Raw genomic sequence first — 25,410 nt, 5'->3', positions numbered from 1 at the left:
TTTTTAAGGTTTAATACAAGGGAATGATTTCCTTCAGGACATTCAGGCTATCGCTTCCTTGAACAGCAATCCAGAGCACGCGGTTGCCTTTGAGCCAATAATAGTGATCTTGACCCATACCCGTGACGAATTTGTATTCCTGATTATCGAGTTTAACCGTTTTATAATCCTTGAAGGCATCTGAGTTGGGCATTTTCTGGTCCATGGATTGGAAGAGAAGCTGGGCATCTTGGAGATTGCCGGTTTCAGAGTACCAGATGGTCATTTGTTTGTCTCCCTGGCCTTGATAGTTTGCAACATAAGCCCGCTGCATGGGGATATCCTTCCCATGGAGCAGCGATACGGATTTAAGTGCTTGCTCACCTGCTATTAACTCTATTCTGTTCATTTCGGCCAGCTGAGAGGGAAATAACTTCTCGGTTTCAGAATCAAGAGGCTGGCTGGCTTGCTGAGTTTTGTCAGGAGAGGCTTGATTGTTTGTAGAACTTTGAGCCGTTGCTGCTTGAACCTGAGGTTTACTTGAGCGGTTTCCGTTGAGTGCTGCCGTCATAGTATAAGCGATTATGAGAAGCGTCAATATCACGGCGACAGCCCCGAGAAGTTTTAAAGCTTTTTTCTCCATATCAACCTCCGGTGGGGAAGCGGTCTTGTAAAGATTTTTTCAATAATGTGAGTTCTTCCTGAGTTGTTTTGAGGCGGTTGTCTAAGCGCCGGGTATACCAGAAGATGAGAGCCCAAATGAAAGTGTAGGCTATAAATAGATAGAATAAGCTATCCAAGTAACTCCCCTCCGTTTTATGGTTTTTATCCGATGAGTTGAAGTAAGTTTTCTTTACCGATCACCAATGATACGCTCACGTAAGGTTTTGAGTTCTATGCTGAGACGCTCGATTCGATAACTTTTACTCATCAAGTAGAAATAGAGCAGAGTAAAAGAGATCAAGCTTAGGAAAAATGCAGGTTTCATATCCGGGGCTAAACCGATTCCACTACTGCTGATTAAGGCGCCAGGGTGCATGGTTCGCCACCAACGGATAGCAAAAAAGACGATCGGGACGTCAATAAAGGCGAGAATCCCATAAATTGCGGCATAGCGGGCACGCTTTTCTTCATCTGGGATTGCTTTGCGGATGCGACCATAGGCCAAATAGAGGAACCACATGATTAACGTCGTCGTAAGCCGGGGATCCCAACTCCACCAGGTTTGCCAGATCGGCCTGGCCCATAAGGGACCGGTGATTAAGACGATGGTGGTAAAGACAACTCCAATTTCAGCGGAAGTATTGGCAAAGATATCCCATTTGAATTCTTTCGTTATCAGGTAGAGGATACTTGCCACAAAGACGACGAGAAAGGCAAACATACCTAACCAAGCTGAAGCCACATGAAAATAAAAGATTCTTTGAATATCACCCATCGTTTTTTCCGTAGGAGCATAAACCAGAGCGAGGTAAAGAGCAATCCATACTGAGAAAAAAGTTAACCAAGAGAGGAGTTTTTCCGGCAGGCGATTCTTGAGTTTAGTCATATTGGCTACACCTCCAGCAGATAGTCGAACAAAAGGGCTGGCAGGGCGGTAAAGACCACTGCATAAGTGACGAGGAGTTTAAGGTAAAGACTTACACCGGTTACGGTCAAACCGAGGGATTGTTGTGTGATGAGAACAGCACTGAGAAGTACAGGAATGATTAAGGGAATGAGAAGAACGGGCAGTAAAATTTCGCTCGTGCGTGTTCCGGCGGCTAAGGCTGCGAGAAAAGTACCGGCAGAGATAAAGCAATAGGTGCCTAAAGCCAAGATAAGCACGAACAGGCCTGGGCTTTGGGGCAGGGGGTAATTGAACATGATAAAAAATAGGGGGATGGCGACAAACTCGACGATTCCCATCAGAACCAGGTTGGTGATGGTTTTGGCAAAATAGATGAGACTACGGTCAATAGGACATAGCATCAGCCCTAAAAGACAATCATTTTGTTTTTCTGCTACAAAGGATCGGTTGAGCCCCAGGAGTCCAGCAAATATCAAGGTGACCCAGATGAGACCGGGCAGGATTTTGCCCACTTCCTCCCGCGGTAATTCCAAGGCAAAACCAAAAGTGGTCACAACGAGCAGGGAAAAAACGAGCATGGAAGTGAGGACTTCTTTGGCCCGGGACTCGTTTTTCAGTTCCTTCCATAGCAGGAGGTAAAGTTTGTGAACAACCTTCATTTAATAGCCCCCTGCGAAAGCTAAGTATTGCTGTCTGAATTCTTCCCGGGTCGTGTTTTGAGGTTGGCAGCGGAAAACGATCTTGCCACTGACAAGGATGAGAGCCTGATCACTTTGTTCGAGGCCTTGATCAAAGTCGTGGGTGATGAGGAAAACCGTATGCTTGCTGGCGGAGAGTTTACCCAGGATGGTGTTAAGGATATGTTTTGCCATTTCGTCCAGACCGGTATAAGGTTCATCCATAAGCAGGATGGGCGGGTCGTGAATCAGCGAGCGGGCGATGGAAAGCCTTTGTTGCATACCGCGGGAAAAGGTGCCGACGAGGTCGTTGGCTGCATAAGTTAAACCGACATCATCTAACAGTTCCGCGATCCGGTTATTCACATTTGTTACCTCGTACATTTGCCCATAGAAGAGAAGGTTTTCACGTGCTGTTAAGTTGTTATACAGAAGAGAATTGTGGGAAATCACCCCAATTTTGCGACGCAAAACGGGGTTGGAGGTATCCGCTTTCTGACCTGCTATCCACAACTCGCCGTTTGATGGTTTACTGAGAAGGGCCAGAATCTTTATAGTGGTACTTTTGCCGGCCCCATTGGGTCCAAAACAACTGACAAACTCGCCAGGTCTGATCTCGAGATCAATGCTTTTTAGGATTTGTTTAGAGCCAATACGTTTCGTGAGGCCTTGAGCAACGATCATGAATTGGCCTCCTCACCCTCGGCTAGTTCCCTCAGTTGAAGTTTAACCTGGACGAGGAGCTTTTTATAGTTGCTCCGAATTCCTTCATATTCGTCGGCAGGAATTTTGCCGGACTGATAATCTTCATCTAAAGCTTCGAGGCGCCCTAAGAGACGATCTTGCTTAAGCTTCAGTTTCAAGAAGAGAAGATCCTCCTGATCGACTCCGGAATTGGCGACTGAGTTTAATTCGGTTTTTCCCTTCCGTTTTTGGCGGAAGAAGAGTATGGAGGCTGCAACAGCTAAACCCAGCATGACGAAAAGATAGATTGCCCAGATATGGGGATTTGTATAGACCAGCGGTTCGGAATTGAACAACGCAACATGGGTACTCGGATGACCTGTAACTTTATACCCATTCGCGAGTCGACTCCCATTTTGAGTGAGAGAACTTGTCCCTTTAACCACGGTGAAGTTCAGGCGGGTGCCTGTTGCCACATTTTCGCTCGCCAGTTGAATATACGAAGTTCCGTCGAATTGGAACGTGTCCCCTGTTTTCAGGGTATCTGATTGTACAGGGTAAGCGTCAGGGGAGATCAGGAAAAAAGACTGGGTCGGAAAAGGAACTTTCTTCGAGAAAGAGATCGGGTAGGCGGATGGGATACGGTAAAGGATAATCATTTGAGTTTCGCCTGGGGGTATAGGTTTATAGATCTGAACCCCTTCGCTGATGATCGAAAATTCATTATCGGATAAGCTATCAATTTCAGCTTGGGTAAAACCCTTGGGCAAGGGAAAAAGCCAACCTGTTTTTTCTTGACCCGTAGAGTCTTTAAGCGAGTTGCCTTTGAAAGGCTCTGACCCTGTGTTTTTTAATTGGAGAATTTCTTGAATTCCGATACCTTCGTCTTGAGGATAGATAATCATATGATCTTGAAGAAGTTCGATTTGCTGGGAATCCCCGGTCTGGCTGGCAGCATTTGCAGCAGAAATCGGGGCGAACGTAAAGGAGAAAATCAGAAATAGAGTCAAAATCAATCTGCCCATCGCTGGCCCGCCTTTCTTCGTAGAGTCAAAATTGTCTTTCACCGCAGTTATGACAATGTTCTTGACCCGGTTTCAAATGCGCATGGCAAAATGAACACTGGCTACCAAGAGCTTGTAATTCGGCTTCAATTTCAGCTTCAATCTCAGCTTCGATGTCAGCATTCGCCTGCTTAGCAGGATTCATTGATTCTTCGGATTGTAAAATCCGAATGGCTGCTCCGGAATAAATATTTTTAAGGTTCTGGTAATCATCCGGGGAGAGTTTGTTCATATGATAATCGAATTCAATCTCGCCTAAAGTACCAAGAATGATCTCCCGATCGGGTATGTTGGGGTTATCAGGACCGGCGAATAAGGGTTTAGCGGTTCGGGTACCCCGGATAAATGGGTAGCTTACCAGGACCAGCGCGATCAGAGTCAGCAGGATCATGATAAAGATATTCAAGGCCTATCCTCCTCATTAAAGGTACTTTTTGATTTCTTCCTCAAGTTTCTTTTCGTATTGGGGGTCAATGGGCACGGGGTTCGTTTCTTCCTCATTATCCCTGGAGGAAAGGACCCATTTTTCGAGACCCAGATAGATTAAAGCTCCTCCGCCGATTGTCACAACAAAGGGAGCAAGCCAAACCGTCCAGTTAAAGCCTCTCTTAGGAGGGGCTGCGAGAACCTTTTCACCATACGTTTGGACAAGGTAAGCATACGTTTGTTCTTTGCTGAGACCGTCTTTAAACATTTTCTCGCGGATGTTGAGGCGCAGTTTTTCGGCAGCTGGGGTTTCGCAAACATTGAGATTCATCATGCAGCCATCAAGGACACAGATAACACCTACCTCAACATCTGTAGGAATGGGTCGGGTTTCCCAGCTTTCCTGAGCTGAGAGGGATTGAGGAGCAAGAAGCATCATGACTAAGGTCAAAAGAGGGAAAAACTTGCTCATAATCCCCGGCCTCCTTCTAAGTGTTGGGATAGGTTCATCGTGCTTAAATATTTGGAACCGGTCTGGCTGCCGCGTCCGGGCCAAAGGGCAAAAATTGCACCAAAGATCAGGACATATCCCCCGATCCAAAGCCAACTCACGAGCGGATTAATAATGATTTTGAAGGTCGCCGAACCATCTTGCTCCCAAGTGGACAAGATGATGTAGAGATCCTCTCTCAGGGTCGAACGGAGACCGACTTCGGTCATGGGCTGCTCGTTGGTTGGGTAGAACACTTTTTGCGGTTCCACGCTACCGAGAAGTGTGCCCTTCGTTTTATCAAAAACTGAGATATCAGCAAATACAGCATCTCGGGAGGTGCCGATCGATTTTTCCCCTAATTGGTTGAAGGTAAGGTGGTATTTTCCCACATCCAGGCTCTCTCCGGGTTTTAGGGTTTTGGTGATGTCCAGGTTGGCGGTATGTGAGCCTACGATAGCGATGAGCATGAGTACCAACCCTAGGTGAATGATATATCCGCCATGTCTTCTGCGATTTCTAAGCATCAGACCGAGGAAAGCCTTGGGATAGCCCTCGCCCGATAGCTTGTGCCGAATTTTGGTACCGCGGAGGATTTCCAGGATAATTGTGCTGATCGTAAAGGTAGCTGTGGCATACCCGAGCAAAGCGTAGCCCTTTCTAACACCGAGGAAAAAGAGAAGTGCTGCGCAAAGAAGAGCGGTGAGGAGCGGCCACAGGAAGTTATCGATCAGGTTCTTTGGCGAAGCTTTCCGCCAGGCGATTAGAGGACATATACCCATGAGCAGGAAAAGGGCGATGCCTAACGGGGCACTGACGGGGTTAAAAAAGCTTGCGCCAACAGATACCTTAACACCCCGGACTGCTTCGGAAACTAAGGGATAGATGGTTCCGAAGAAGACGGCGACTGCGAGGCCGATAAGAATCAGATTGTTAATGAGAAAACTACTCTCTTTGGAGAGGAAAGACTCAAAGCTTCCATCCTGTACCAATAAATCACGTCGGAGGATGATTAGGCCGAGAGAAAAGAAGAACATAAGAAGAGTAAAGATAAGGAAGTACCTCCCTAGAGCATTGTTCCCAAATGCATGCACCGAGGTAAGAACCCCGCTGCGTACAAGGAAGGTTCCGAAAAGTGTGAGCACGTAAGTAACACTTATAAGGACGACATTCCAAGTTTTAAGCATATTTTTTCGTTCTTGAATCATGACTGAGTGTAGAAAGGCTGAGCCGGTGAGCCAAGGTATGAAAGAGGCGTTTTCCACAGGGTCCCAACCCCAGTACCCACCCCAACCTAATTCCGCATAAGCCCACTGGGCACCCCAGAGGTTACCTAGGGTTAAGAACAGCCAAGCGATAATGGTCCAGTGTCTTGTTACCTTGATCCATTGATCATTGGTAGTTTTGGTTAGGAGGGCGGTCATGCCATAAGCGAAAGGAACAGCAAAACCAACATATCCTAAGTAGGTAGTCACCGGATGAAAGACCATACCCGGATTTTGCAGCAGGGGATTCATCCCGGCTCCGTCAGGAATAATAGCTCCCGGATACCAGCCAGGAACTCTTTCAAAAGGATTAACGAGAAAAGTCAAGATAAAGAGGAAAAAGGCGGAGTTAAAAAGCAGGATTGTGCTGGCGTAGGGTGTGAGGTTTTGAGCTTTTTTGGAGAAAGCAACCATTACGGTATACCAGGAGAGTAAGAAAAGCCAGAGAAGTAGGGAACCGGCATTACCAGCCCACCAGGCAGCGAAACGATAAAATATAGGGAGGTCATTACTGGTATAGTCATGAACGTATTTGATCGAATATTCCCCTGTCATCAAAAAATAAAGCAAGATGACTGTAGCAACTGAGCTGAAAAATGCAACACCAAGGGAAGCCCCTTTGGCGCTCGCCAGGAAAATGGGATTATCTCGCCGGGCAGCGATGATAAAGACGATGATGCTATAGAGGCTTAGCATGAGGGCGAGGACAAGGGAAAAATAACCGGCTTCAGCCATTCATAAGCGCTCCTTCTTTGCGGTTTAATTAGCGTTTAAGCCCTAGGGATCTTAAGAATTTTGTAATGACTCCTTCATTTTGAGAGGGGTTTTCCTGTTCATATTTGGATGGGCATTTAAGGTTTAGGGTGTCTGCTTGGAAAGTCCCATCCGAATTAAATTTTCCTTGAACGATAGCTGCCGTTGCATCTTGGAAATTGTCGGGTTTGACATCGTTGAAAATCACAGTAATTTTCTTGCTCGCGTCTTTTTCGTCATAAATTTGGAATTTAAGTTCAACCGGGGTTTTAGCTGTATTATAGCTAACCTCATCCAGATTGATTTTTCCTTCGACGCGGTAGTATTTACCTGCTTCGATACTTCCGTTTAAGGCCTCTTCAACGGTCATGTAATAAGCTGCAGTAGCCGTTTGCATACTAGAGAAGATAAGATAAGCAATAGCCAGGACAATAAGGCCCATCCCTAACATGATCTTTACATTTTTGTTTTTCAGAAAAACCACCTCCAGACCAGGAATAAGTCCTACTCCTCTTTCAGATCCTGCAGTAATTCTTTGTAGGTCTCTTCGTTAATTTTGCCGTCCAGAAGCATCTGACGAATTTTTTTCTTCTGAGTAGCAATACTGTTCTTATTTTTATTTGTGTTTGTGCCCTTGGAGTTCGATAGATTCTTGTCCGATTTTCCTTTGGGTGGTACGGGAGGTTTGCCCGGCTTTTTCAAACCGTACACTAACAAAACACCCAATAGTCCTATAAAGATAAGCATGCCTACTAAAAGCGCTGGATTGTTTAGGGGACTTGTACTCTTGCTACCCGTAGATGAGTCGGTGTTGCCTGTCTGAGGTTTGTCAAACGTGGGTTTGTTATCATTTTTGGTATAACTCACCTTGAGCGTTACGGCATCGCCTGAAACTTTATTCGTGAAATTATAAAGGTAGTTGTTTAGCCCCTCCTGATCGCGTTGAGTTGTTGGAGCAGAAGGAGAAATCGCAAAGCTTGAAGAGGCCTTTGGAGCAGTTACGGTGAGATTTAAACTATCCAAATTGTAAGTCGGGGTGAAGGTATAATCGAATGTTTTGTTCGGTGCTACAGCTTTATTGTCGTAATAAAATTCGAGGAAAATAGGGTACTTTTGATTGGGTTGAAGATCTTTAGTAATATTCCAACTGAGTTGGACTTTGTTATCTCCAAGGTCCTTCGTCGTGTAAGGTTGACACTCATGCCCACCTTGGGCGTTGAGCTCACACGCCATGCCAACAGTGGCATCCTTTGGGATAATAAAAGAAATAGGGGTGTTTTTCTTGATAATCTCTGTTCCCGAATTGATGAAGTTGCCTTCATAAATGACCAGTGTTCTTGGATCGTCGTACTCAGGTTTAACCATGACATTGAAATCCACTGCCTTAAGTCCGGAGGTTTCTGCGAGAACGGATGATGGAGACACAATGGGGAGGAGAAGGGTTAGTACGAGGATAATCGAGACGGACTTTATTTTTATTAGAGACTTTATCATAGGCTCTCACCTCTTTCTGCAATAATTTTTATATGACTATTATTAATGTGATAAGATTTACTAATCTACAAAAGAGAATTCTCTTCTTTATGAACACTGGTAAAATCTTTAGTAATCGTAAGCGTCTATAGATTAGTGAAGTTATTAGTCTTTCTGTTTATGAATGAGATCCTCAAGCTGCTTTAGTTTGATCGGATCGACTGACTTGATTTTCTCGATAAAATGCGCTACAGCCGGTTCGGAAAAATCATCAATCAACCCGTCAACTACTTCACCTACAACCGTATTCAGAAATTCTTCTTTAGGGTAGGCCGCTTCGTAAGAATAAGCATTTCCCTCTGTGAAAGCTTTGAGAATATCTTTCTTTGCCAAGCGAGTCATTGTTGTCATTACTGTCGTGTAAGCAATACTTTTGTCCGAATTAGCTAACAATGCCTCATGAATTTCTCGTACGGTCACCCGACCTTTGGACCAGATAAGGTCCATGATCTCACTTTCTAACGGTCCCAATACTTTTTCCAAGCCTTGTTTCCTGGTTCTAAAATCAAAACCAAAGGGAGTCATGAACAATCACCTCTCTTCTGCAGTTGCGCTCCTAACACGAATACGATTACCTGTAATACTACATGCTATGGTACTACGCAATGTAGTAATTGTATTATAACTCTCTTCATGTCAATTATCAACTAAACTAATAAAAATTGAATTTGAAAGGGTTTAATGCAAATGGTCTTGTGTATTACCGAAGGAGATTCATTTGGAAGAAGCATTTATGATGGCGAGGGAAGCACTAGAGTTACACGCACCTTCTGCAGAGCGCAATTAAGAATCACTTGGGTCGTAAGCGTCATTGCGCTAGGATAAGTCTGGTAAAGGGGAATGCCTTTAGGCTGAAACCTTTAGTAGGAACCTAGCAGGGAGGAAGTACCCTGCCCGGTAAAGTTTGGTCAACAGCCGGAAGCGAGTTTTGCGCGGTAGGAAGCGATTTCTAGCGTGAAGCGTAGACAGCGAGTGCGAAAGCTGTGTGATTGAGCCTCGAAAAACCTTCGTTGGAGTATTCCAGCGGCAGGTTTGCGCTGGAGTTCCTCCGAGGGGACGGACCGCGCTATTTGTTCCAGTGGACTGCCGCCCAGTGGAGCAGTCGTCAGACATTGTGCGGGTTTATATGCGTGCATGCGTGTTGACAGCTTTCCTCTCCTTTGATATTATGAAAAATACATGATAAGGTATAACTAAATGACCTATTAACCCTTGGGACAAGGCAATGCATCATCTCTCTCCAGGGAAGGCCGACTAACTGAGACCGGCCTGGGAGACGCAGCGCGGGACAGCCTGAGGAGGGGATTTTAGTCCGGGTGGTTTCGTTAACAACCGTAAGAGTGGACGGAAAGTATCCGTCAATGAGGGTGGCACCACGAGAAGTTCTCGTCCCTTGCAATAGGCAAGGGAGGGGACTTTTTTTAATGTTTTTCCCAGAGCCCTTTTATAATATGAAGTGTGTAAAACACTAAGCACGTAACTAATAACTTTTATTACTCTTTGATAAGGGGGAACAGGTATGGCAATTCAGCGCCCAAAAGGGACTCAGGACATACTGCCGGGAACGGTTGAAAAGTGGCAGTACCTTGAGGACACAATTCGTGCAGTTTGCCGTGAATACGGCTATGAAGAAATCCGCACTCCTCTCTTCGAGGCTACTGAACTTTTCCAGCGCGGAGTGGGAGAAACGACAGACATTGTAAACAAAGAGATGTACACTTTTCTGGACAAAGGGGAGCGCTCGATTACGCTGCGCCCGGAGCTGACGGCTGCGGTTTGCCGTGCCTATGCGGAAAATAAGCTTTATGCCTGGCCTCAGCCGGTAAAGCTTTATTATATCGGGCCGATGTTTCGCTATGAAAGGCCTCAGGCTGGGCGCTTTCGCCAATTCCACCAGTTCGGAATTGAGGTTTTAGGGGCGGACAAGCCTGTGGTCGATGCGGAGGTTATCAGCCTGGTGTGGACCCTGTATCAGCGCTTAGGGCTTACAGGGCTGGAAGTGCATATTAATTCTGTCGGCTGCCCGACTTGCCGGGCTCAACATAAAGACAAGCTGTTAGAGTTTCTGAAGCCCCGCAGTCATGAACTCTGCCGGGACTGCCAGGATCGGCTGGAACGCAATCCCATGCGGATTTTGGATTGCAAAAACCCGTCCTGCCAGGAGATTACCAAAGGGGCTCCTACGACCTTGGACATGCTCTGCGATGATTGCAAGAGCCACTTTGAACAACTCAAGGAACTGCTGGAGGCAGCCGGCGTTGTTTATAAAGTAGATCCCCGCCTGGTGCGCGGCCTCGATTATTACCGCAAGACCGCTTTTGAAGTCTTGGTGGAGGAAATTGGGGCTCAGAGCGCCATTTGCGGCGGTGGCCGCTATGACGGGCTGGTGGAGGAGATCGGGGGACCGGCAACACCGGGAATCGGCTTTGCCATGGGTATGGAGCGGGCGTTAGCAGCGATTGAAGTGCAACAGAAGATGCCGGAATTCGAAAAAGCGGGGTATGCAATGATTATCGCTCTCGGACAACAAGCCCAGAGACATGGGTTTGCCTTAGTGAATGCGCTGCGGGAAGCCGGGATTCCTGCGAGTATCGACCTGTTAGGGCGCAGTCTTAAGGCCCAGCTCAAAGCGGCTGACCGTGAAGGTGTTAAATTTGCCTTGATCTTAGGGGAAGAAGAACTCAGTAAAGGCAGGGCGATCCTTAGGAATTTAAGGGTCGGAGAACAGGAAGAAGTTGCCCTAAGTCAAGTTGTATCCGTGCTTAAAGATAAATTCGGAGAGGGTGTAAAAGCATGACAATGCTGCAGGAAAGAGTAGAAGGTGGATCTTTAAGAATTGAAGATTTAGGACAAAAAGTCCGTCTCTTGGGCTGGGTTCAGCGGCGGCGCGATCACGGCGGCCTCATCTTCGTCGATTTAAGGGACCGTTCAGGCTTAGTTCAGGTCGTATTTGATCCGGATATCGGCGCGGATTTTGCCAAAGCTGAGGGTTTGCGCAACGAATATGTGGTATCCATTTACGGCAAGGTCAGTGCCCGTCCGGAAGGAACGGAAAATTCCAGCCTGCCCACCGGGGGAATCGAAGTCTATGCAGAGTCCCTCCAGGTTTTGAACTCCTCCAAAACCCCTCCTTTCTATATTCAGGACGAGGTTGATGTGGATGAAATGCTGCGCCTTAAACATCGCTACCTGGATTTGCGCAGGCCGGAAATGCAGGAAGTATTCAAAACCCGGCACCAAGTGACGCAAATTATGCGCACCTTCCTAGACAAGCAGGGATTCTGGGAGATCGAGACTCCCATGCTTACGAAATCAACGCCTGAAGGAGCCAGGGATTACCTGGTTCCGAGCCGGGTGCATCCCGGGGAGTTTTATGCTCTGCCCCAGTCTCCCCAGCTTTTTAAACAGCTCTTAATGGTTTCCGGGATGGAGAAGTACTTCCAAATTGCACGCTGTTTCAGGGATGAGGATTTAAGAGCGGATCGGCAGCCGGAGTTTACCCAGCTAGATGTGGAGATGTCTTTTGTCGAGGTGGAGGACATCCTCCCGCTTATGGAAGAGCTTATTAAAGAGATATTTTCCGGAGCGGCGGGCATCAGTGTTCAGATCCCGTTTCCCCGCTTAACTTACCGGGAGGCGATGGAGCGGTTCGGCTCAGATAAGCCGGATACCCGTTTTGGCATGGAGCTCATCGATGTCGAGGAAGTAGTAAAAGACTGCAATTTCAAGGTCTTTGCCGATGTCATTGCCAAAGGCGGCAGGGTCAAAGGGATTTGCGCCAAAGGCTGCGCCGACATGCCGCGCCGGGAATTAGACGGCTTGGTGAAGTTTGTCAGCCAGTACGGGGCCAAGGGCTTGGCCTATATTGTCATTGCCGAGGAAGGTCTCAAATCACCCATAACCAAATTCTTTGCGGATGAGGAAATGCAAAGGCTGATTAAACAGATGCGGGGGGAAACCGGGGACATCCTGTTCTTTGTCGCGGATAAGGACGGGATCGTCGCTGATGCCTTGGGCCATTTGCGCCTCGAACTCGGCAAACGCTTGAACTTAATTCCGGAAGGGGTGCGTAATTTCCTTTGGGTCACAGAGTTTCCTTTGCTTGAATATGATGAGGCGGAAAAACGTTATGTAGCGATTCATCATCCATTTACTGCTCCCATGGATGAGGACTTGCCGCTGCTTGATTCTGAACCGTTAAGGTCCAGGGCCAAGGCTTATGACCTTATCTTAAACGGGGTTGAACTTGGCGGCGGCAGCATCCGGATTTACCGCCGGGAAGTTCAGGAGCAAATGTTCAGTTTACTTGGGATGTCGGAAGAGGAGGCCAACTCTAAATTCGGGTTCTTGTTGGAAGCCTTTGAGTATGGAACTCCTCCCCATGGCGGGATTGCTTTTGGCCTGGACCGCCTGGTGATGCTGCTGACAGAAAGGGAAAGCATCCGGGATGTCATCGCTTTTCCCAAAACTCAGAGTGCGACCGACTTGCTCACGCAGGCACCCTCAGCCGTGGCACTCAAACAACTAAAAGAATTACACATCAAGACGGATATTGTAACGGTTAGCACAAAATAATAGTACGAGTAGGAAAAGTAAAAGAACTGTTTGACAGCAGAAAACTTTACCAGTATAATGATAAAGGAGTTACCCCCTAAGGGTATCGGAGGGATATTTATGGATACTACACCGTATACAGACTCCAAAGACGATCTTATCCGGCGCCTGAAAAAAATTGAGGGACAGGTTAAAGGGCTGCAGCGCATGGTGGAAAGTGACAAGAACTGTGTGGATGTCCTGGTTCAAGTGGCAGCAGTGCGGGCTGCCGTTCATAAAGTGGGCACGATTGTGTTCGAAAACCACTCCCGTCAATGTTTAACAAATGCGGTGGATGTTCAAAATAAGGAAGGCGCAATTGAAGAACTGATTGGGGTACTGACCAAGTTTGTCAAGTAATAATTGACGTTACGGTATAACTAAGGAGGGATTTTGCATGGCAGGAGCAAACATTAAAACTTTTACGACAGCAAATTGGAATCAAGACGTTCTGAATTGTGACAAACCGGTACTGGTGGATTTTTGGGCTGAATGGTGCAGCCCCTGCCGCATGGTAGCTCCGATCGTGGCAGAATTGGCTGATGAATATGTGGACAAAATCGTCGTCGGTAAGCTTAATGTGGATGAGCACGGCCCGGTAGCCAGTCAGTACGGAATTATGAGCATTCCTACCCTCGGCATCTTCAAAGGTGGCAAGATGGTAGACAAGATCATCGGCTTCCGTCCGAAAGCCGAACTTGCTAAAATGCTCAATGCCCACGCTTAAATAGAGTTGCTATAGTCTTAATAAAAAATATGTTAATATGCTGTTTAAGGCGGTGCCGCTTCTGGCATCGCCTTATTTAAGTCATTAAGAGATAGAGACATAAAAACAATGTTCGACACTGGGGTTAAACCCAAAAAAGTAGTACAATTAACAAAAAGCTAGCACTGCATTTATGGCAACAGAGGAATACAGAAAGGGGAACCGGAGATGGAGCAAAATTGGATCAACTTTCGCAGTGACACGGTGACGCTGCCAACGGCTGAAATGCGGGAAGCGATGGCACAAGCGGAAGTCGGGGATGATGTTTACGGGGAGGATCCGAGCGTTAACCGCCTGGAAGCCTTAGCAGCGGCAAAAGTAGGAAAAGAAGCGGCTCTGTTCGTGACCAGCGGCACGCAGGGCAACCTGGTGGCGGTGTTGGCCCATACGCAAAAAGGGGACGAAGTGCTGCTCGAAAAGGAGTCGCATATATATTATTACGAAGTCGGGGGCATGTCCGCTTTGGGCGGGTTGATTCCCAGGCTCTTAGAAAGTGAAGGGGGAATTTTCAGCGCCGAAGCTGTGCACGAGGCCTTGCGCGGAGACAACATCCATTTTCCCAGGACTTCTTTGCTGTGCCTGGAAAACACGCATAACCGGGCCGGTGGGACATACTGGACGCCTGTTCAAGTAGCTGAGGTTGCCGCTGCTGCCAAAGAAGCGGGACTTAGGGTACATGTGGACGGTGCCCGCATCTTTAACGCCGCTGTCGCCCAAGGGGTCGACGTCAGGGAGCTAACTGCTCCGGTAGATTCCGTGCAGTTTTGCCTATCCAAAGGGTTGGGGGCTCCGGTCGGGTCCATGGTAGCCGGGAGCAAGGAGTTTGTCGCGCGGGCACGCAAATGGCGCAAAATGCTGGGGGGCGGTATGCGCCAGGCGGGAGTCCTGGCGGCAGCAGGGATCATAGCCCTGGAAAAGATGGTGGACCGTTTGGCTGAAGACCACGCTTTGGCCCGTAATATCGGGCGGGAATTGCCACAAATGCCCGCGCTTGAAGTAGACTTGGAGCGGCTTCAAACAAATATTGTGGTTGCGTCTGTGGATCCGGCCTGGGGCACTGCGCAAGCCCTACTAAATAAGCTGCGTGAACACGGAATCTTGGCAACTGATTTCGGACCACAAAAAGTACGCTTTGTGACGCATGAGGATGTGGGAGAAGAGGATGCCGTCAAACTTATAAAAGCTTTGAAGGAGATAATGTCAGAATAGAGAGTGTCAGAGTTTCGGCTTTCCCCCAGGGTTCTGGAATTGATCCTTTCCCATCCCGGAAGGGGTAAAAAAGACCTGGCCTTTAACATCAGATGGGAGGTAATCCTGTGCAACCCAATGTCCCGGGTAGGGATGGGGATAGAGATATCCTTTGCCATGTCCAAGTTTCTGGCCCCCCGGGTAATGGGAGTCGCGCAGGTGGAGGGGGACTTCTCCGCTAGGATGGGTGCGGACATATTCGAGGGCACTGTCGATGCCCACAATCGCACTGTTACTCTTGGGAGCAGTGGTGATGGCAAGGACAGCCTGGGCCATCGGGATGCGTGCCTCCGGCAGGCCGAGCCACTCTAAAGCGATGGCAGCCGCCTGGGCTTGCAGCATCGCCTGCGGGTCGGCGAGGCCGACATCTTCAGAAGCATGGACTAAAATCCGGCGCATGATAAAACGGGGATCTTCTCCGGACTCCAGCAGGACTGCGAGCCAATACAGAGCGGCATCCGGATCAGAGCCGCGCATACTTTTAATGAAGGCGGAGATTATGTCATAGTGATAATCTCCGCTTTTGTCGTAGCGCAAAGCCCGTTGTTGAATCGATTCCTCGGCAACCTTGAGATCAATGCGGCGGGTGCCGTCAACGGGTAAAGTGGTAAGCACTGCTAGTTCCAGGGCATTAAGGGCGCGGCGCAGATCCCCGTTGGCGTAATTCATCCAGTGCTCCCAGGCCTCGGGCAGGATTTCAACATGATAATTCCCAAGGCCTCTTTCCTGGTCGTACAGGGCAAGTTCGAGCCCGCGCCGGATTTCATCCGCAGATAAAGTTTCTAACCGGAAAAGAGTCGAGCGGCTGAGGAGTGCGGAATTGAGTTCGAAAAAAGGGTTTTCCGTAGTAGCCCCGATAAAAGTTATGGTCCCGTTTTCCACAGCAGGAAGCAGGGCGTCTTGCTGGCCTTTGTTAAAGCGGTGAACCTCATCACAGAAAACCAAGGTGCGTTTGCCATATAGGTGCAGCTGGTCCGTGGCTTCCTGGATTATTTCCCGGATTTCTTTTACTCCGGCCGCGACGGCGTTAATTTTGACAAAACGCGAAGCTGTTTGCTGCGAAATGACATAAGCCAAGGATGTTTTTCCTGTTCCGGGCGGTCCGTACAGGATGAGAGAAGTGACGCGGTCTGCCTCCACAGCCCTCCGTAAAAGCTTGCCCGGTCCAAGAATATGGCTTTGTCCGATATATTCGTCCAGAGTGCGCGGGCGCATACGTTCCGCCAGAGGGGCCACCTGGTTTTGGTCAAAACTGCTTGAAAACAGATCCATAGTAAGCATTCCTTTCGTAAGAGTTTAGATTTAATAAAACAGCAATAAACTTTGTCTCATATGCAAAAGGATTTGCGCTAGCCTGAACATTGTTATGTAAAAGTTAGATAGGCAGCATAGGAAGATGCTTGTCCGAACATATTATAGCATATTGATAAGAATTGCCTTGACAAATCCCGACTACTTTAATAAGATATCAATATAAAAATTATCTATCATTAAAGTAAGAGAAAAATAAAGTAACGGAAAAGAGGTGAGGGTGTTGAAGCTCTCGACCAAAGGTCGTTACGGACTGAAGGCCATGTTTGATTTAGCCCAGCATTTCGGGGAAGGGCCGATTTCCCTTAAAAGTATTGCTGAGCGCCAGGAGATTTCCGAACACTATTTAGAACAGCTTATTTCCGGTTTGCGCAAGGCCGGCTTGGTTAAGAGTGTACGCGGAGCCCAAGGCGGTTATGTTCTGGGACGGGAAGCAGGCAAGATTAGAATTGGGGATGTAATCCGCGTCTTGGAGGGGCCGATTGCGCCTGTGGACTGTGTCGCGGAAGAAGATCCGGAATGTTGCTCCAAGGCGGACTATTGCGTGACTAGGTCAGTGTGGGAGAAGGTCCGCGATTCCATTGCGGAGGTGCTTGATTCTATTACGCTCGAAGATATGGTTAAGGACTCAGAACAGAAGGAAGCCGACCGCAGGCTTTATATGTACTATATCTAACACTCGGGTGTTAGGCAATGAGGGGTTTTAATTACCAAATTAGTATACCGGAATTCGAAGGAGGAATGAAGATGCGGCGTGTATATATGGACCATAGTGCGACTACACCCGTTGACCCGGAAGTTGCATCTTTAATTATGACCTATTATACCGAGAAGTACGGAAATCCTTCCAGTATCCATAGTTTCGGCCAAGAGGTCAGGCATGCCGTGGAAGAGGCGCGGTGTCAGGTGGCAGAGCTTATTGGAGCTAAGCCTGAGGAAATAACGTTTACCAGCGGTGGCACCGAGGCAGACAATATGGCTATCTTGGGTGCTGCGGACACTTACCGCAAGAAAGGAAAACATATCATAACCAGTGCGGTAGAGCACCACGCGGTCCTCGACACCTGTGAATATTTAGCCAAGAACGGTTTTGAACTGACAATACTTCCCGTGAATGAGGACGGGATCATCTCGGTTGAAGATGTGGCTAAGGCAATACGACCGGATACTATCCTCATAAGCGTGATGCACGCCAACAATGAAGTTGGAACAATTCAGCCGGTGGCGGAAATCGGGAAGCTTGCTAAAGAGCATAACGTTCTGTTCCACGTGGATGCCGTACAGTCTCTAGGTAAGATTTCGATAAATGTCAAAGAAATAAATGCTGATCTTATGACGATCTCGAGTCACAAAATCTATGGACCGAAGGGTGTAGGCGCGCTTTATATTCGTAAAGGCGTACGGCTTGCTCCCCTCTTTCACGGAGGCGGGCAGGAGAAAAAACGCCGTTCAGGGACGGAAAATGCGCCCGGCATCATTGGCTTTGGCAAGGCGTGTGAGTTAGCCGGCCAGCGGCTGGCGGCAGAGACCGCAGAACTAAAAGTCCTGCGGGACAGGCTTTTGCAAGGGATACTTGAGAGGATAGACTATGTAAAAGTGAACGGCCCCCAAGGCGACTCCCGCCTGCCGAACAATGTTAATGTCAGTATTCAATTTGTGGAAGGGGAATCCCTGCTTTTAAGCCTTGACATGCTAGGAATCGCGGCTTCGAGCGGTTCAGCCTGTACTTCCGGCTCGCTTGATCCCTCCCACGTTTTGTTGGCCATGGGCATGCCTCATGAGATTGCCCACGGCTCCCTGCGGTTTTCTTTAGGCAGGCAGAATACGGAAGCAGATGTGGATTATGTCTTAGAGCAGCTGCCAAAAATAGTTGAGCGTCTGCGCATGATGTCTCCGCTTTATGATCAGGCTAAAGCTAAACAAGCACTGTAGAGGGGTGAAAAGAGATGTACTCAGCTAAAGTAATGGATCATTTCATGAATCCGCGCAATGTGGGTGAGATTCCGGACGCTGATGGCGTAGGGGAAGTAGGGAACGCCAAATGCGGCGATATTATGCGTATCTACTTGGATATTGAAGGCAACACTATTAAGGATGTTAAGTTTAAAACTTTCGGCTGTGGTGCAGCTGTTGCTACCAGCAGCATGGTGACAGAAATGGTCAAAGGAAAAACGATCGAGGAAGCTTTGACAATTACGAATGCTGCGGTTGCTGAGGCCTTGGACGGCCTGCCTGCCAATAAATTGCACTGTTCTAATCTCGCAGCCGATGCTCTTCACGAAGCGATTAAAGATTACCATGAAAAAGAAAAGCAAAAGGGATAGATTTGTATGACCCTGTCGGACAAACCTAAAGTAGTAGTGGGAATGAGCGGCGGTGTGGACAGTTCCATGGCCGCCGCTTTGCTTAAAAAAGAAGGATATGATGTGATCGGGGTTACGTTGCAAATCTGGAAGTCGGCCGGGCCCGAAGTCGAGGGGGGCTGCTGCTCCATCTCAGCGATTGATGATGCGCGCAGGGTGGCTTTCCAGCTAGGTATTCCCCATTATGTCCTTAACTTTCGCTCTTACTTCGAAGAAACAGTAGTGGACTATTTTACTGAGTCTTACTTAACCGGATTTACGCCCAATCCCTGCTTGGCTTGCAACCGCTATGTCAAGTTTGGGGAATTGCTAAGGAAGGCGCGCGGGCTGGGGGCCGAGTACATAGCGACCGGACACTATGCCCAGGTCTTACGGGATCCGGACTCAGGGCGCTTTCTCTTAAGCAAAGGTGCGGATGAGTCTAAAGACCAGACGTATGCTCTGTATATGCTGACTCAGGAACAGCTTGCCCACACCCTTTTTCCACTGGCCGAGTATACGAAGGAACATGTGCGCGAAATGGCGAGGGAAAGAGGGCTTTTAGCCGTGGCTGACAAGCCTGACAGCCAGGAGATTTGCTTTGTTCCGGATGATGACTATGCTTCCTTCGTCCAGGAACGGGTGGGGCAAAAAACAGTACCCGGGAATTTTGTGGACAAAGAGGGGCGTATCTTGGGGCAGCACCGCGGGCTTATTAACTACACGATCGGGCAGCGCAAAGGGCTGGGCGTAACCTTTGGCAAGCCGATGTTTGTTATTGGCCTTAATCCGGAGCGTAATGAAGTGGTGTTGGGGGAAGACCCGGAAGTTTACACGGACACGCTCTGGGTAACGGATTTGAACTGGATTGCGATCGAGGATCTCGTAGAGCCGCTTGAAGTGGAAGGTAAAATCCGCTATAAAGCCCACCCGGCTCCGGCGGTTGTGTACCCGCCGGGTTTAACTCAACCCTTAAAAGTAGTTTTTGATTCCCCCCAGCGGGCGGTGACCCCTGGCCAAGCGATAGTCTTTTATCAAGGAGATATTGTGATAGGGGGCGGGAAGATTGTTTCTGATCCGAGGGGAGTTGTAAGATAAGCTAAAGAAGATTTTTTTCCATATTATGCATGAATATTTGAATGTCTGGGCATGCTTTAGTTTAAGAAAAGGCTTTTACAAGGAGGAGGAGTATGCGGCGTACGCGGGAAATCGTGGGGTTGCCGGTTCTTGACTTGAAGACCGGAGAACAGGTAGGATGGGTGCAAGATCTCACCTTTAACGAAGAAACTGATGAGGTGACCGGCTTTCTGCTGGAAGGTGCGCACTTTTTCCAGAATAATAAAGGAATTCCGCGCCTAACCGTGGCTGCCGTGGGTAAAGACGCTCTGACTGTCAATGACTACACTGTCGACGAGTTAAGCGGCACCAAGTGGTCTGAGAAGGTAGGTAACCAGGTTTACACCCAAGGTGGGGACTCAAGGGGAACGATTGAAGATGTTTTCCTCGATGATTCGGCACAACACATTGTAGGATTTGAAGTCTCGGATGGGCTTTTTGCGGATCTCATCCACGGTAGGGGAGCTATTCTGGAGCAACAAGTTATGGTGGACGGGAAAGATATCTTGATCGTTGATGACCAGGTATCCCCCTGGGAAGAAGATAACAAAGGGGGTTCACTGTCATGAACTGTCCAGTGTGCGGAGGCCGTGCCATTGGCAAGGTCGGTGTGGAGCAGTTTTACTGCTGGGATTGTTATGTTGAATTCACTACCCAGGAAGACCGGGTTGTAATTTACGACCTGGCTGAAGACGGTTCTCTCGTTGCTTGGGATGAGCCGATTATGGATCCGGGAATTACACAGACGGCTGTAGAATGAGGAAAATGCATCAGACCTTCCTTGGTGGGCACAGAAAATCAGATGAATTGAACTTGAGCGCGCTTGGCGCGCTTTTTTCTTGGTAGAGAACGGGGGCGGATAAGTATGAAGAAAGAGAGCTGGCGCTGGATTTTCTTTGCAGTCCTAATGGTGTTAGGAGTGTTTCTGCTCTTTAGGGTGCGCGAAATTCTAGGCCCTTTCATCGCGGCCTTTGTCTTGGCGTATCTGCTCTGCCCGCTGGTGAACTGGCTTGAACGCCATCACTTAAGCAGGCGTACGGCGATTGCTGTAGTTTTTGTCGGGATTCTCGCTGCCTTAGCGCTTGTTATTTTTCTGGTACTCCCACTCCTTTATAATGAGCTTGCTAAATTATCAGTGGTCCTCCCCCAATTCATGCAGTCCCTGGATAAGCAGGTTCAGGATCTGCGCAAGGCCTTCCGCAGTACAGGCTTGCCGAATCGAGTGGTCACGGTTTTTGATCAGCACCTCGGGCGGGGGGAGGACTACCTGGCTGAGAAGTTGCAATATTTTCTAAGCCATCTGCCTGAGTTTTTGGCTTCCCTGAGCTTATTCATACTCTCCCCGGTCTTAGCGATTTATTTTCTGGCGGATTGGCATCGGCTGGAAGCAGGATTTGCCCGGCTGGTTCAGCAACGCTGGCGTTTGGAATGGCAGCGGGTGTGGCGGGATATAAGCCACGTGATCAGACGTTTTGTGCGCGGGAATTTGGTGGTTGCGGTGATCGTCGGGGTTCTGACAGGTATCGGGGTTAAATTGCTGGGGATGGAATATGCCCTTCTGATTGGAGTGATTTGTGGAGTTTCTGACCTAATTCCGTATTTTGGGCCGGTGATCGGAGCGGTGCCATCGGTGGCTTTAGGCTTGATTAACTCTCCCTGGATGGCGTTAAAGGTATTGCTTGTTATTCTAATTGTACAGCAGTTGGAATCAAATGTAATTTCCCCTAAAATCATGGGAGAAAGTGTCGGGCTTCATCCCCTGTGGATTATTTTTGCCTTGCTCGCAGGAGGGGAGATTGCCGGGGTTTGGGGAATGCTCATAGCAGTACCTGTGGCAGCGGTACTAAGAGTGGTGATCCGGCATTTTTACCTGCGCTTGGTGGCACCGGAGATTTAATGGCGAAATGGCTGCGTGTTGACAAGAAAGTCGGATTTCGTATATACTTGAGAAAAATTGTTAAAAACCGATGAGGAAATGAGTAGTATTTTGGGGTTGTGTGCAGCGAGGCTCCGGTGGGTGTGAGGGGCTCAACTCTTGATATGAAAGCTAGTTCTGAGGGCAAGCAAAACTTGCCGTGGCACGCGTTAAGTGCAGGGGCAGCCTCCTGTTGTCTGGCACGATTTGAGTGTTGAGGGTAACAGCAGTACGCTGTCGGCTGAGTTGACCTGACCTGAGACAGTCGTGAATATTATGCGTCTCAGGAACGGTAACCAGGGTGGTACCGCGGTAATCCCGTCCCTGCTTTTAGGGAGGGGTTTTTCTATTTTGGCTTGCCACCGGCTGGTAGGCCGGAAGTGGTCAAATAGGCGGGCTGCAGCCCGTCATGAATACATAGCATAGGAGGAACACATCATGTACACTGGCAACGAACTACGCACTATGTTTCTTAAATTCTTTGAAAGCAAAGGGCATAAGATGCTGCCCAGCGCTTCTTTGATTCCGAAAGATGACCCTACGCTTTTGCTTACAGTGGCAGGGATGGTTCCTTTCAAACCTTATTTCCAAAGAAGAGTGGAACCGCCGTTTCCCCGCGCCACTACATCGCAGAAGTGCGTAAGGACTCCTGATTTGGAAATTGTGGGCAAGACTGCCCGCCACCATACTTTCTTTGAGATGCTTGGGAATTTCTCGTTTGGAGATTATTTTAAAGAAGGGGCAATTAGCTGGGCCTGGGAATATGTGACCCAAGTGCTGAAGCTTCCGACAGAGAAACTGTGGGTTTCCGTGTATCCGGAAGATGATGAGGCCAGAAAGCTCTGGACTGAGAAAGCAGGAGTAAACCCGGAGCGGATCGTTGATGATGAAACCAACTTTTGGGCGGCAGGTCCGACCGGACCGTGTGGACCCTGCTCTGAAATCTATGTGGATTTAGGAGAAAGCCGCGGCTGTGGCAGCCCTGACTGTGGTGTGGGGTGCGACTGTGACCGGTTCCTTGAGATCTGGAATCTTGTGTTCATGCAGTACAACCGGGATGAAGAAGGCACCCTTACTCCGCTGCCAAAGCAAAACATTGACACCGGGATGGGGTTGGAGCGGATTGCTTCAGTGATGCAAGGGGTAGAGTCTAATTTCGATACGGACCTTTTCCGCCCAATTATCGACAAGGTTGCAGACATCGCGGGAGTCCGCTATAAAGAAAATCCCAAGAACGACTTGGCTTTGAAGGTGATTGCCGACCATACCAGGGCTGTATCTTTTATGCTGGGAGACGGGATTAGGCCTGATAACGAAGGGCGTGGTTATGTTCTGCGCCGGATTCTGCGCCGGGCGGTGCGTTATGCCCGCCTCCTGGGAATAGAGAAACCATTTTTAGAAATCGTGTTTAAAGTCATTCAGAGAGACTATGCCCATCATTATCCTGAGCTTAAAGAGAATGAGAATTTTATTCTAAATCATCTGCGCTTGGAGGAGAAAAACTTTCAAGCGACGCTTGAACAGGGGACACTGATTCTCCAGGAAAAGGTGCGTGAACTTGTAGCTCAGGGGAACGGGATCTTATCCGGAACTGATGCTTTTTATCTCTATGAAACTTACGGTTTCCCGGTAGAACTTACGGAGGAAATGTTGGTCGAACAAGGATTAAGCGTTGACATGCTCACTTTCCAAGAAGCGGCTGCAGAACACCGGCGTAAAGCGAAAGAACAGTCCCAGCAAATGCGGGCGGTCAATGAAAGTCCGGCTTTAGCGGAGAGGGCAAAGAAACTGGGAGCAACCCTGTTTGTGGGCTACGGGGAACTCACGGCTGAGGCCCGAATCGAAGGGATTTTTGCCGGCGGGGAAGAAATTAGCGATGCCGGCGAAGGAGAGGAAGTGCTCTGTTTCCTGTCCCAGACTCCTTTTTATGCAGAAAGCGGCGGTCAGGTCTCAGACTCCGGGGTAATTAAAAGTGCGCGCGCGGAAGGGAAAGTCTTGGAGGTAAAGAAAGGGGTCACAGGCACAGTCTATCATCGTATCCTGGTGACGCAAGGGGTTCTTCATTCCGGTGAAGCGGTAGAGGCTGTTGTCGATACCACTGACCGCGAGGCCACAGCTCGCCACCACAGTGCCACTCACTTGCTGCAGGCTGCTCTGCGCTCAGTTTTGGGTACACATGTGCAGCAGGCCGGGTCGCTCGTAACTCCGGAGCGCCTGCGTTTTGACTTTACCCATTTTTCTCCTCTTACTCCGGAAGAACTGGAGAAGGTCGAAAAGGAAATAAACAAAGCTGTCTTGGCTAACTTCAAAGTGCAAACCCAGGAAATGAGCTTGGAAGAGGCGAAAGCAGGCGGGGCTACGGCCCTGTTCGGGGAGAAATACGGGGATGTTGTGCGGGTTGTAGGTATGGGAGATTACAGCAAAGAACTGTGCGGTGGTACGCATGTGCGCGCCACCGGGGAGATAGGACTGGTTAAGATTCTTACCGAAGGAGGGATTGGCGCAGGGCTGCGCCGGATTGAGGCTGTCGCAGGGCTGGAAACCTTGGAATTGGTGCGTTCTCTAACCGACCAGCTTGAAGTAACAGCTGCCCTGCTGAAAGTTCATCCTAACGATCTGCCTAAACGGGTGATAGGGTTGCTGGCGCAAGTAAAAGATTTGGAGCGTGAGATCCAGCAGCTGAATTCCAAGGCGGCCAAATCCGAAGTGGACAGTCTGCTCGGAAAAGTGACAGAGGTAGAAGGGGTTTCGCTCTTGGCGGCCCAGGTGCACGCTGCAGACATGGAAGGCTTGCGCCAGATGGCTGATCTTCTGCGCGCCAAGCTTAAGCATGGAGTCTTGGTCTTAGGGGCTGTGGCCGAAGGGAAAGTGAACTGGGTCACTGCTGTTAGCCCTGCAGGTTTAAGCGGGCTGCATGCCGGGCAGATTATTAAGGAAGTGGCGAAAATTACCGGCGGCGGCGGTGGTGGTCGGCCGGATATGGCTCAGGCCGGCGGCAAAGACCCGGCTAAGCTCGGAGAGGCTCTGGATCAGGTTCCGGCAATCGTGCGCAAGCTTATGGGTAAGTAGGGTAGCGTTCGAATTTCCCGCTCACCAATGCAGCGTGACAAAGGAATGTGCTTTGTTTGACTGCGGGCAGACGCCAAAGCGTTAAGGGTATGCGTTTTCCGTTGATGGCGTCTGCTTTCCCGAGTCAAAGTCGCACCTTGATTTATCGCTGCGAAGGGATTCACTTGGAAATTGCGAACGCATGGCTTTAAGGAGGAAAATGCGACGGCTTTGGAGAATACTCTTGGTAGTATGAGGAAAGTTATTGCATTCAGTATTCGCTGGGCTGGACATGGAATATAATTCTAATGTGAGTTGGGGATTGCGAAAGGGGAGTGGCTTAATGGACGGCTTGGATCATACCATGATGTTTAAGACCCAGGGGGAGGATGTTCCCGCCCGGGAAATTTTACAACAGGTTTATGCGGCTTTGCAGGAAAAAGGTTATGACCCAATCAACCAGTTGGTAGGCTATCTCATGTCCGGTGATCCCGTGTATATTACCAGCCATAAGCAAGCCCGCACTTTAATCCGTAAGCTTGAACGCTATGAGCTTTTGGAAGAACTTGTCCGTTCTTACCTCGAAAAATAAGGACTTGCCAAGAGCCCTTTCTCAGTTAATGAGAAAGG

General features: G+C 48.8%; 27 protein-coding genes and 1 pseudogene. 15 read left to right on the top strand and 13 right to left on the bottom strand.

What is annotated here, in order from left to right; genetic code table 11:
• Positions 1 to 10: 10 nt before the first annotated feature.
• From ACYQ2N_RS04915 to ACYQ2N_RS04860, 12 genes are all read right to left on the bottom strand, one after another.
• Entirely contained in the window at positions 11 to 622 is a 612-nt protein-coding gene (locus ACYQ2N_RS04915) for a hypothetical protein (RefSeq protein WP_459997889.1), read from the bottom strand.
• 1 nt (position 623) lies between these two features.
• Entirely contained in the window at positions 624 to 779 is a 156-nt protein-coding gene (locus tag ACYQ2N_RS04910; RefSeq protein WP_459997888.1) for a CcmD family protein, read from the bottom strand.
• Positions 780 to 832: 53 nt separating this feature from the next.
• Complete coding sequence (locus ACYQ2N_RS04905) at positions 833 to 1,528, bottom strand: cytochrome c biogenesis protein (RefSeq protein WP_459997887.1); 696 nt, start codon at positions 1,526 to 1,528, stop codon at positions 833 to 835.
• A gap of 5 nt (positions 1,529 to 1,533) precedes the next feature.
• The gene (locus ACYQ2N_RS04900; RefSeq protein WP_459997885.1) at positions 1,534 to 2,208 is read right to left on the bottom strand and encodes a heme exporter protein CcmB; all 675 of its coding nucleotides are present in this window, start codon (positions 2,206 to 2,208) and stop codon (positions 1,534 to 1,536) included.
• Positions 2,209 to 2,910: an ABC transporter ATP-binding protein gene (locus ACYQ2N_RS04895; RefSeq protein WP_459997882.1), complete on the bottom strand. Its 702-nt coding sequence runs from the start codon at positions 2,908 to 2,910 to the stop codon at positions 2,209 to 2,211.
• The gene (locus tag ACYQ2N_RS04890) at positions 2,907 to 3,935 is read right to left on the bottom strand and encodes a hypothetical protein (RefSeq protein ID WP_459997880.1); all 1,029 of its coding nucleotides are present in this window, start codon (positions 3,933 to 3,935) and stop codon (positions 2,907 to 2,909) included. Before ACYQ2N_RS04890 ends, ACYQ2N_RS04895 begins: the two co-directional genes overlap by 4 nt.
• Positions 3,936 to 3,960: 25 nt before the next feature.
• A complete protein-coding gene (locus ACYQ2N_RS04885) occupies positions 3,961 to 4,380 on the bottom strand; it encodes a hypothetical protein (RefSeq protein ID WP_459997878.1) in 420 nt (139 codons plus the stop codon).
• Positions 4,381 to 4,395: 15 nt separating this feature from the next.
• Entirely contained in the window at positions 4,396 to 4,872 is a 477-nt protein-coding gene (locus ACYQ2N_RS04880; RefSeq protein ID WP_459997876.1) for a cytochrome c-type biogenesis protein, read from the bottom strand.
• A complete protein-coding gene (locus ACYQ2N_RS04875; RefSeq protein ID WP_459997874.1) occupies positions 4,869 to 6,890 on the bottom strand; it encodes a heme lyase CcmF/NrfE family subunit in 2,022 nt (673 codons plus the stop codon). Before ACYQ2N_RS04875 ends, ACYQ2N_RS04880 begins: the two co-directional genes overlap by 4 nt.
• Before the next feature lie 28 nt (positions 6,891 to 6,918).
• Positions 6,919 to 7,359, bottom strand: coding sequence for a cytochrome c maturation protein CcmE (locus ACYQ2N_RS04870; protein WP_459997872.1), 441 nt, complete (start codon positions 7,357 to 7,359; stop codon positions 6,919 to 6,921).
• Positions 7,360 to 7,412: 53 nt separating this feature from the next.
• Positions 7,413 to 8,402 (bottom strand): hypothetical protein, encoded by a 990-nt coding sequence (locus ACYQ2N_RS04865; protein WP_459997870.1) that lies wholly within the window; start codon positions 8,400 to 8,402, stop codon positions 7,413 to 7,415.
• Positions 8,403 to 8,546: 144 nt separating this feature from the next.
• The gene (locus tag ACYQ2N_RS04860) at positions 8,547 to 8,924 is read right to left on the bottom strand and encodes a BlaI/MecI/CopY family transcriptional regulator (protein WP_459997869.1); all 378 of its coding nucleotides are present in this window, start codon (positions 8,922 to 8,924) and stop codon (positions 8,547 to 8,549) included.
• A 533-nt stretch (positions 8,925 to 9,457) separates the two neighbouring features.
• Between ACYQ2N_RS04860 and ACYQ2N_RS04855 the strand changes: the two are divergent.
• The 6 genes and pseudogenes from ACYQ2N_RS04855 to ltaE form a co-directional block, all read left to right on the top strand.
• Positions 9,458 to 9,544, top strand: a pseudogene (locus ACYQ2N_RS04855) (prolipoprotein diacylglyceryl transferase); the annotation flags it as partial.
• A gap of 416 nt (positions 9,545 to 9,960) precedes the next feature.
• Entirely contained in the window at positions 9,961 to 11,238 is a 1,278-nt protein-coding gene (hisS, locus tag ACYQ2N_RS04850) for a histidine--tRNA ligase (RefSeq protein WP_459997867.1), read from the top strand.
• Positions 11,235 to 13,016, top strand: coding sequence for an aspartate--tRNA ligase (aspS, locus tag ACYQ2N_RS04845; RefSeq protein ID WP_459997865.1), 1,782 nt, complete (start codon positions 11,235 to 11,237; stop codon positions 13,014 to 13,016). Before hisS ends, aspS begins: the two co-directional genes overlap by 4 nt.
• 99 nt (positions 13,017 to 13,115) lie before the next feature.
• The gene (locus ACYQ2N_RS04840; protein ID WP_459997864.1) at positions 13,116 to 13,394 is read left to right on the top strand and encodes a metal-sensitive transcriptional regulator; all 279 of its coding nucleotides are present in this window, start codon (positions 13,116 to 13,118) and stop codon (positions 13,392 to 13,394) included.
• Between the two features lie 37 nt (positions 13,395 to 13,431).
• Entirely contained in the window at positions 13,432 to 13,761 is a 330-nt protein-coding gene (gene trxA / locus ACYQ2N_RS04835; RefSeq protein ID WP_459997862.1) for a thioredoxin, read from the top strand.
• Between the two features lie 207 nt (positions 13,762 to 13,968).
• Complete coding sequence (gene ltaE, locus ACYQ2N_RS04830; RefSeq protein ID WP_459997861.1) at positions 13,969 to 15,009, top strand: low-specificity L-threonine aldolase; 1,041 nt, start codon at positions 13,969 to 13,971, stop codon at positions 15,007 to 15,009.
• A gap of 6 nt (positions 15,010 to 15,015) precedes the next feature.
• On the opposite strand, the gene ACYQ2N_RS04825 is transcribed toward ltaE, so the two are convergent.
• Entirely contained in the window at positions 15,016 to 16,320 is a 1,305-nt protein-coding gene (locus ACYQ2N_RS04825) for a replication-associated recombination protein A (RefSeq protein WP_459997860.1), read from the bottom strand.
• Between the two features lie 262 nt (positions 16,321 to 16,582).
• Here ACYQ2N_RS04825 and ACYQ2N_RS04820 point away from each other — a divergent pair, with 262 nt between their 5' ends.
• From ACYQ2N_RS04820 to ACYQ2N_RS04780, 9 genes are all read left to right on the top strand, one after another.
• The gene (locus ACYQ2N_RS04820) at positions 16,583 to 17,035 is read left to right on the top strand and encodes an RrF2 family transcriptional regulator (protein ID WP_459997859.1); all 453 of its coding nucleotides are present in this window, start codon (positions 16,583 to 16,585) and stop codon (positions 17,033 to 17,035) included.
• 71 nt (positions 17,036 to 17,106) lie between these two features.
• Positions 17,107 to 18,291, top strand: coding sequence for a cysteine desulfurase NifS (nifS, locus tag ACYQ2N_RS04815; RefSeq protein ID WP_459997857.1), 1,185 nt, complete (start codon positions 17,107 to 17,109; stop codon positions 18,289 to 18,291).
• Between the two features lie 14 nt (positions 18,292 to 18,305).
• Positions 18,306 to 18,683 (top strand): Fe-S cluster assembly scaffold protein NifU, encoded by a 378-nt coding sequence (gene nifU, locus ACYQ2N_RS04810; RefSeq protein ID WP_459997856.1) that lies wholly within the window; start codon positions 18,306 to 18,308, stop codon positions 18,681 to 18,683.
• Positions 18,684 to 18,689: 6 nt separating this feature from the next.
• Positions 18,690 to 19,799, top strand: coding sequence for a tRNA 2-thiouridine(34) synthase MnmA (gene mnmA, locus ACYQ2N_RS04805; protein WP_459997855.1), 1,110 nt, complete (start codon positions 18,690 to 18,692; stop codon positions 19,797 to 19,799).
• Positions 19,800 to 19,891: 92 nt separating this feature from the next.
• The gene (locus ACYQ2N_RS04800; RefSeq protein WP_459997853.1) at positions 19,892 to 20,386 is read left to right on the top strand and encodes a PRC-barrel domain-containing protein; all 495 of its coding nucleotides are present in this window, start codon (positions 19,892 to 19,894) and stop codon (positions 20,384 to 20,386) included.
• Positions 20,383 to 20,577 carry a hypothetical protein gene (locus ACYQ2N_RS04795; RefSeq protein WP_459997852.1) on the top strand — a complete coding sequence of 65 codons (195 nt, stop codon included), beginning with the start codon at positions 20,383 to 20,385 and terminating at the stop codon, positions 20,575 to 20,577. Before ACYQ2N_RS04800 ends, ACYQ2N_RS04795 begins: the two co-directional genes overlap by 4 nt.
• 105 nt (positions 20,578 to 20,682) lie before the next feature.
• Positions 20,683 to 21,714, top strand: coding sequence for an AI-2E family transporter (locus ACYQ2N_RS04790; protein WP_459997850.1), 1,032 nt, complete (start codon positions 20,683 to 20,685; stop codon positions 21,712 to 21,714).
• A 456-nt stretch (positions 21,715 to 22,170) separates the two neighbouring features.
• Positions 22,171 to 24,801 carry an alanine--tRNA ligase gene (gene alaS, locus ACYQ2N_RS04785; RefSeq protein ID WP_459997848.1) on the top strand — a complete coding sequence of 877 codons (2,631 nt, stop codon included), beginning with the start codon at positions 22,171 to 22,173 and terminating at the stop codon, positions 24,799 to 24,801.
• Between the two features lie 322 nt (positions 24,802 to 25,123).
• On the top strand, positions 25,124 to 25,372 hold the full coding sequence (locus ACYQ2N_RS04780) for an IreB family regulatory phosphoprotein (protein WP_459997846.1): 249 nt from the start codon (positions 25,124 to 25,126) through the stop codon (positions 25,370 to 25,372).
• Positions 25,373 to 25,410: the final 38 nt, after the last annotated feature.

This window comes from Paradesulfitobacterium aromaticivorans, assembly GCF_054657415.1.
Note: the sequence above shows the minus strand (reverse complement) of the source record. Positions and strands in the feature narration are given on the sequence as shown.

What these genes read in the sequence shown, in the direction of transcription:
- ltaE (WP_459997861.1), top strand. Translation starts at nt 13,969, where the DNA reads ATGGAGCAAAATTGGATCAACTTTCGCAGTGACACGGTGACGCTGCCA.
- ACYQ2N_RS04890 (WP_459997880.1), bottom strand. Translation starts at nt 3,935, where the DNA reads ATGGGCAGATTGATTTTGACTCTATTTCTGATTTTCTCCTTTACGTTC.
- nifU (WP_459997856.1), top strand. Translation starts at nt 18,306, where the DNA reads ATGTACTCAGCTAAAGTAATGGATCATTTCATGAATCCGCGCAATGTG.
- ACYQ2N_RS04865 (WP_459997870.1), bottom strand. Translation starts at nt 8,402, where the DNA reads ATGATAAAGTCTCTAATAAAAATAAAGTCCGTCTCGATTATCCTCGTA.
- ACYQ2N_RS04880 (WP_459997876.1), bottom strand. Translation starts at nt 4,872, where the DNA reads ATGAGCAAGTTTTTCCCTCTTTTGACCTTAGTCATGATGCTTCTTGCT.
- ACYQ2N_RS04795 (WP_459997852.1), top strand. Translation starts at nt 20,383, where the DNA reads ATGAACTGTCCAGTGTGCGGAGGCCGTGCCATTGGCAAGGTCGGTGTG.
- nifS (WP_459997857.1), top strand. Translation starts at nt 17,107, where the DNA reads ATGCGGCGTGTATATATGGACCATAGTGCGACTACACCCGTTGACCCG.
- ACYQ2N_RS04915 (WP_459997889.1), bottom strand. Translation starts at nt 622, where the DNA reads ATGGAGAAAAAAGCTTTAAAACTTCTCGGGGCTGTCGCCGTGATATTG.
- ACYQ2N_RS04875 (WP_459997874.1), bottom strand. Translation starts at nt 6,890, where the DNA reads ATGGCTGAAGCCGGTTATTTTTCCCTTGTCCTCGCCCTCATGCTAAGC.
- ACYQ2N_RS04790 (WP_459997850.1), top strand. Translation starts at nt 20,683, where the DNA reads ATGAAGAAAGAGAGCTGGCGCTGGATTTTCTTTGCAGTCCTAATGGTG.
- ACYQ2N_RS04840 (WP_459997864.1), top strand. Translation starts at nt 13,116, where the DNA reads ATGGATACTACACCGTATACAGACTCCAAAGACGATCTTATCCGGCGC.
- ACYQ2N_RS04895 (WP_459997882.1), bottom strand. Translation starts at nt 2,910, where the DNA reads ATGATCGTTGCTCAAGGCCTCACGAAACGTATTGGCTCTAAACAAATC.
- ACYQ2N_RS04900 (WP_459997885.1), bottom strand. Translation starts at nt 2,208, where the DNA reads ATGAAGGTTGTTCACAAACTTTACCTCCTGCTATGGAAGGAACTGAAA.
- mnmA (WP_459997855.1), top strand. Translation starts at nt 18,690, where the DNA reads ATGACCCTGTCGGACAAACCTAAAGTAGTAGTGGGAATGAGCGGCGGT.
- ACYQ2N_RS04905 (WP_459997887.1), bottom strand. Translation starts at nt 1,528, where the DNA reads ATGACTAAACTCAAGAATCGCCTGCCGGAAAAACTCCTCTCTTGGTTA.
- alaS (WP_459997848.1), top strand. Translation starts at nt 22,171, where the DNA reads ATGTACACTGGCAACGAACTACGCACTATGTTTCTTAAATTCTTTGAA.
- ACYQ2N_RS04825 (WP_459997860.1), bottom strand. Translation starts at nt 16,320, where the DNA reads ATGGATCTGTTTTCAAGCAGTTTTGACCAAAACCAGGTGGCCCCTCTG.
- ACYQ2N_RS04870 (WP_459997872.1), bottom strand. Translation starts at nt 7,359, where the DNA reads ATGTTAGGGATGGGCCTTATTGTCCTGGCTATTGCTTATCTTATCTTC.
- hisS (WP_459997867.1), top strand. Translation starts at nt 9,961, where the DNA reads ATGGCAATTCAGCGCCCAAAAGGGACTCAGGACATACTGCCGGGAACG.
- aspS (WP_459997865.1), top strand. Translation starts at nt 11,235, where the DNA reads ATGACAATGCTGCAGGAAAGAGTAGAAGGTGGATCTTTAAGAATTGAA.
- trxA (WP_459997862.1), top strand. Translation starts at nt 13,432, where the DNA reads ATGGCAGGAGCAAACATTAAAACTTTTACGACAGCAAATTGGAATCAA.
- ACYQ2N_RS04780 (WP_459997846.1), top strand. Translation starts at nt 25,124, where the DNA reads ATGGACGGCTTGGATCATACCATGATGTTTAAGACCCAGGGGGAGGAT.
- ACYQ2N_RS04800 (WP_459997853.1), top strand. Translation starts at nt 19,892, where the DNA reads ATGCGGCGTACGCGGGAAATCGTGGGGTTGCCGGTTCTTGACTTGAAG.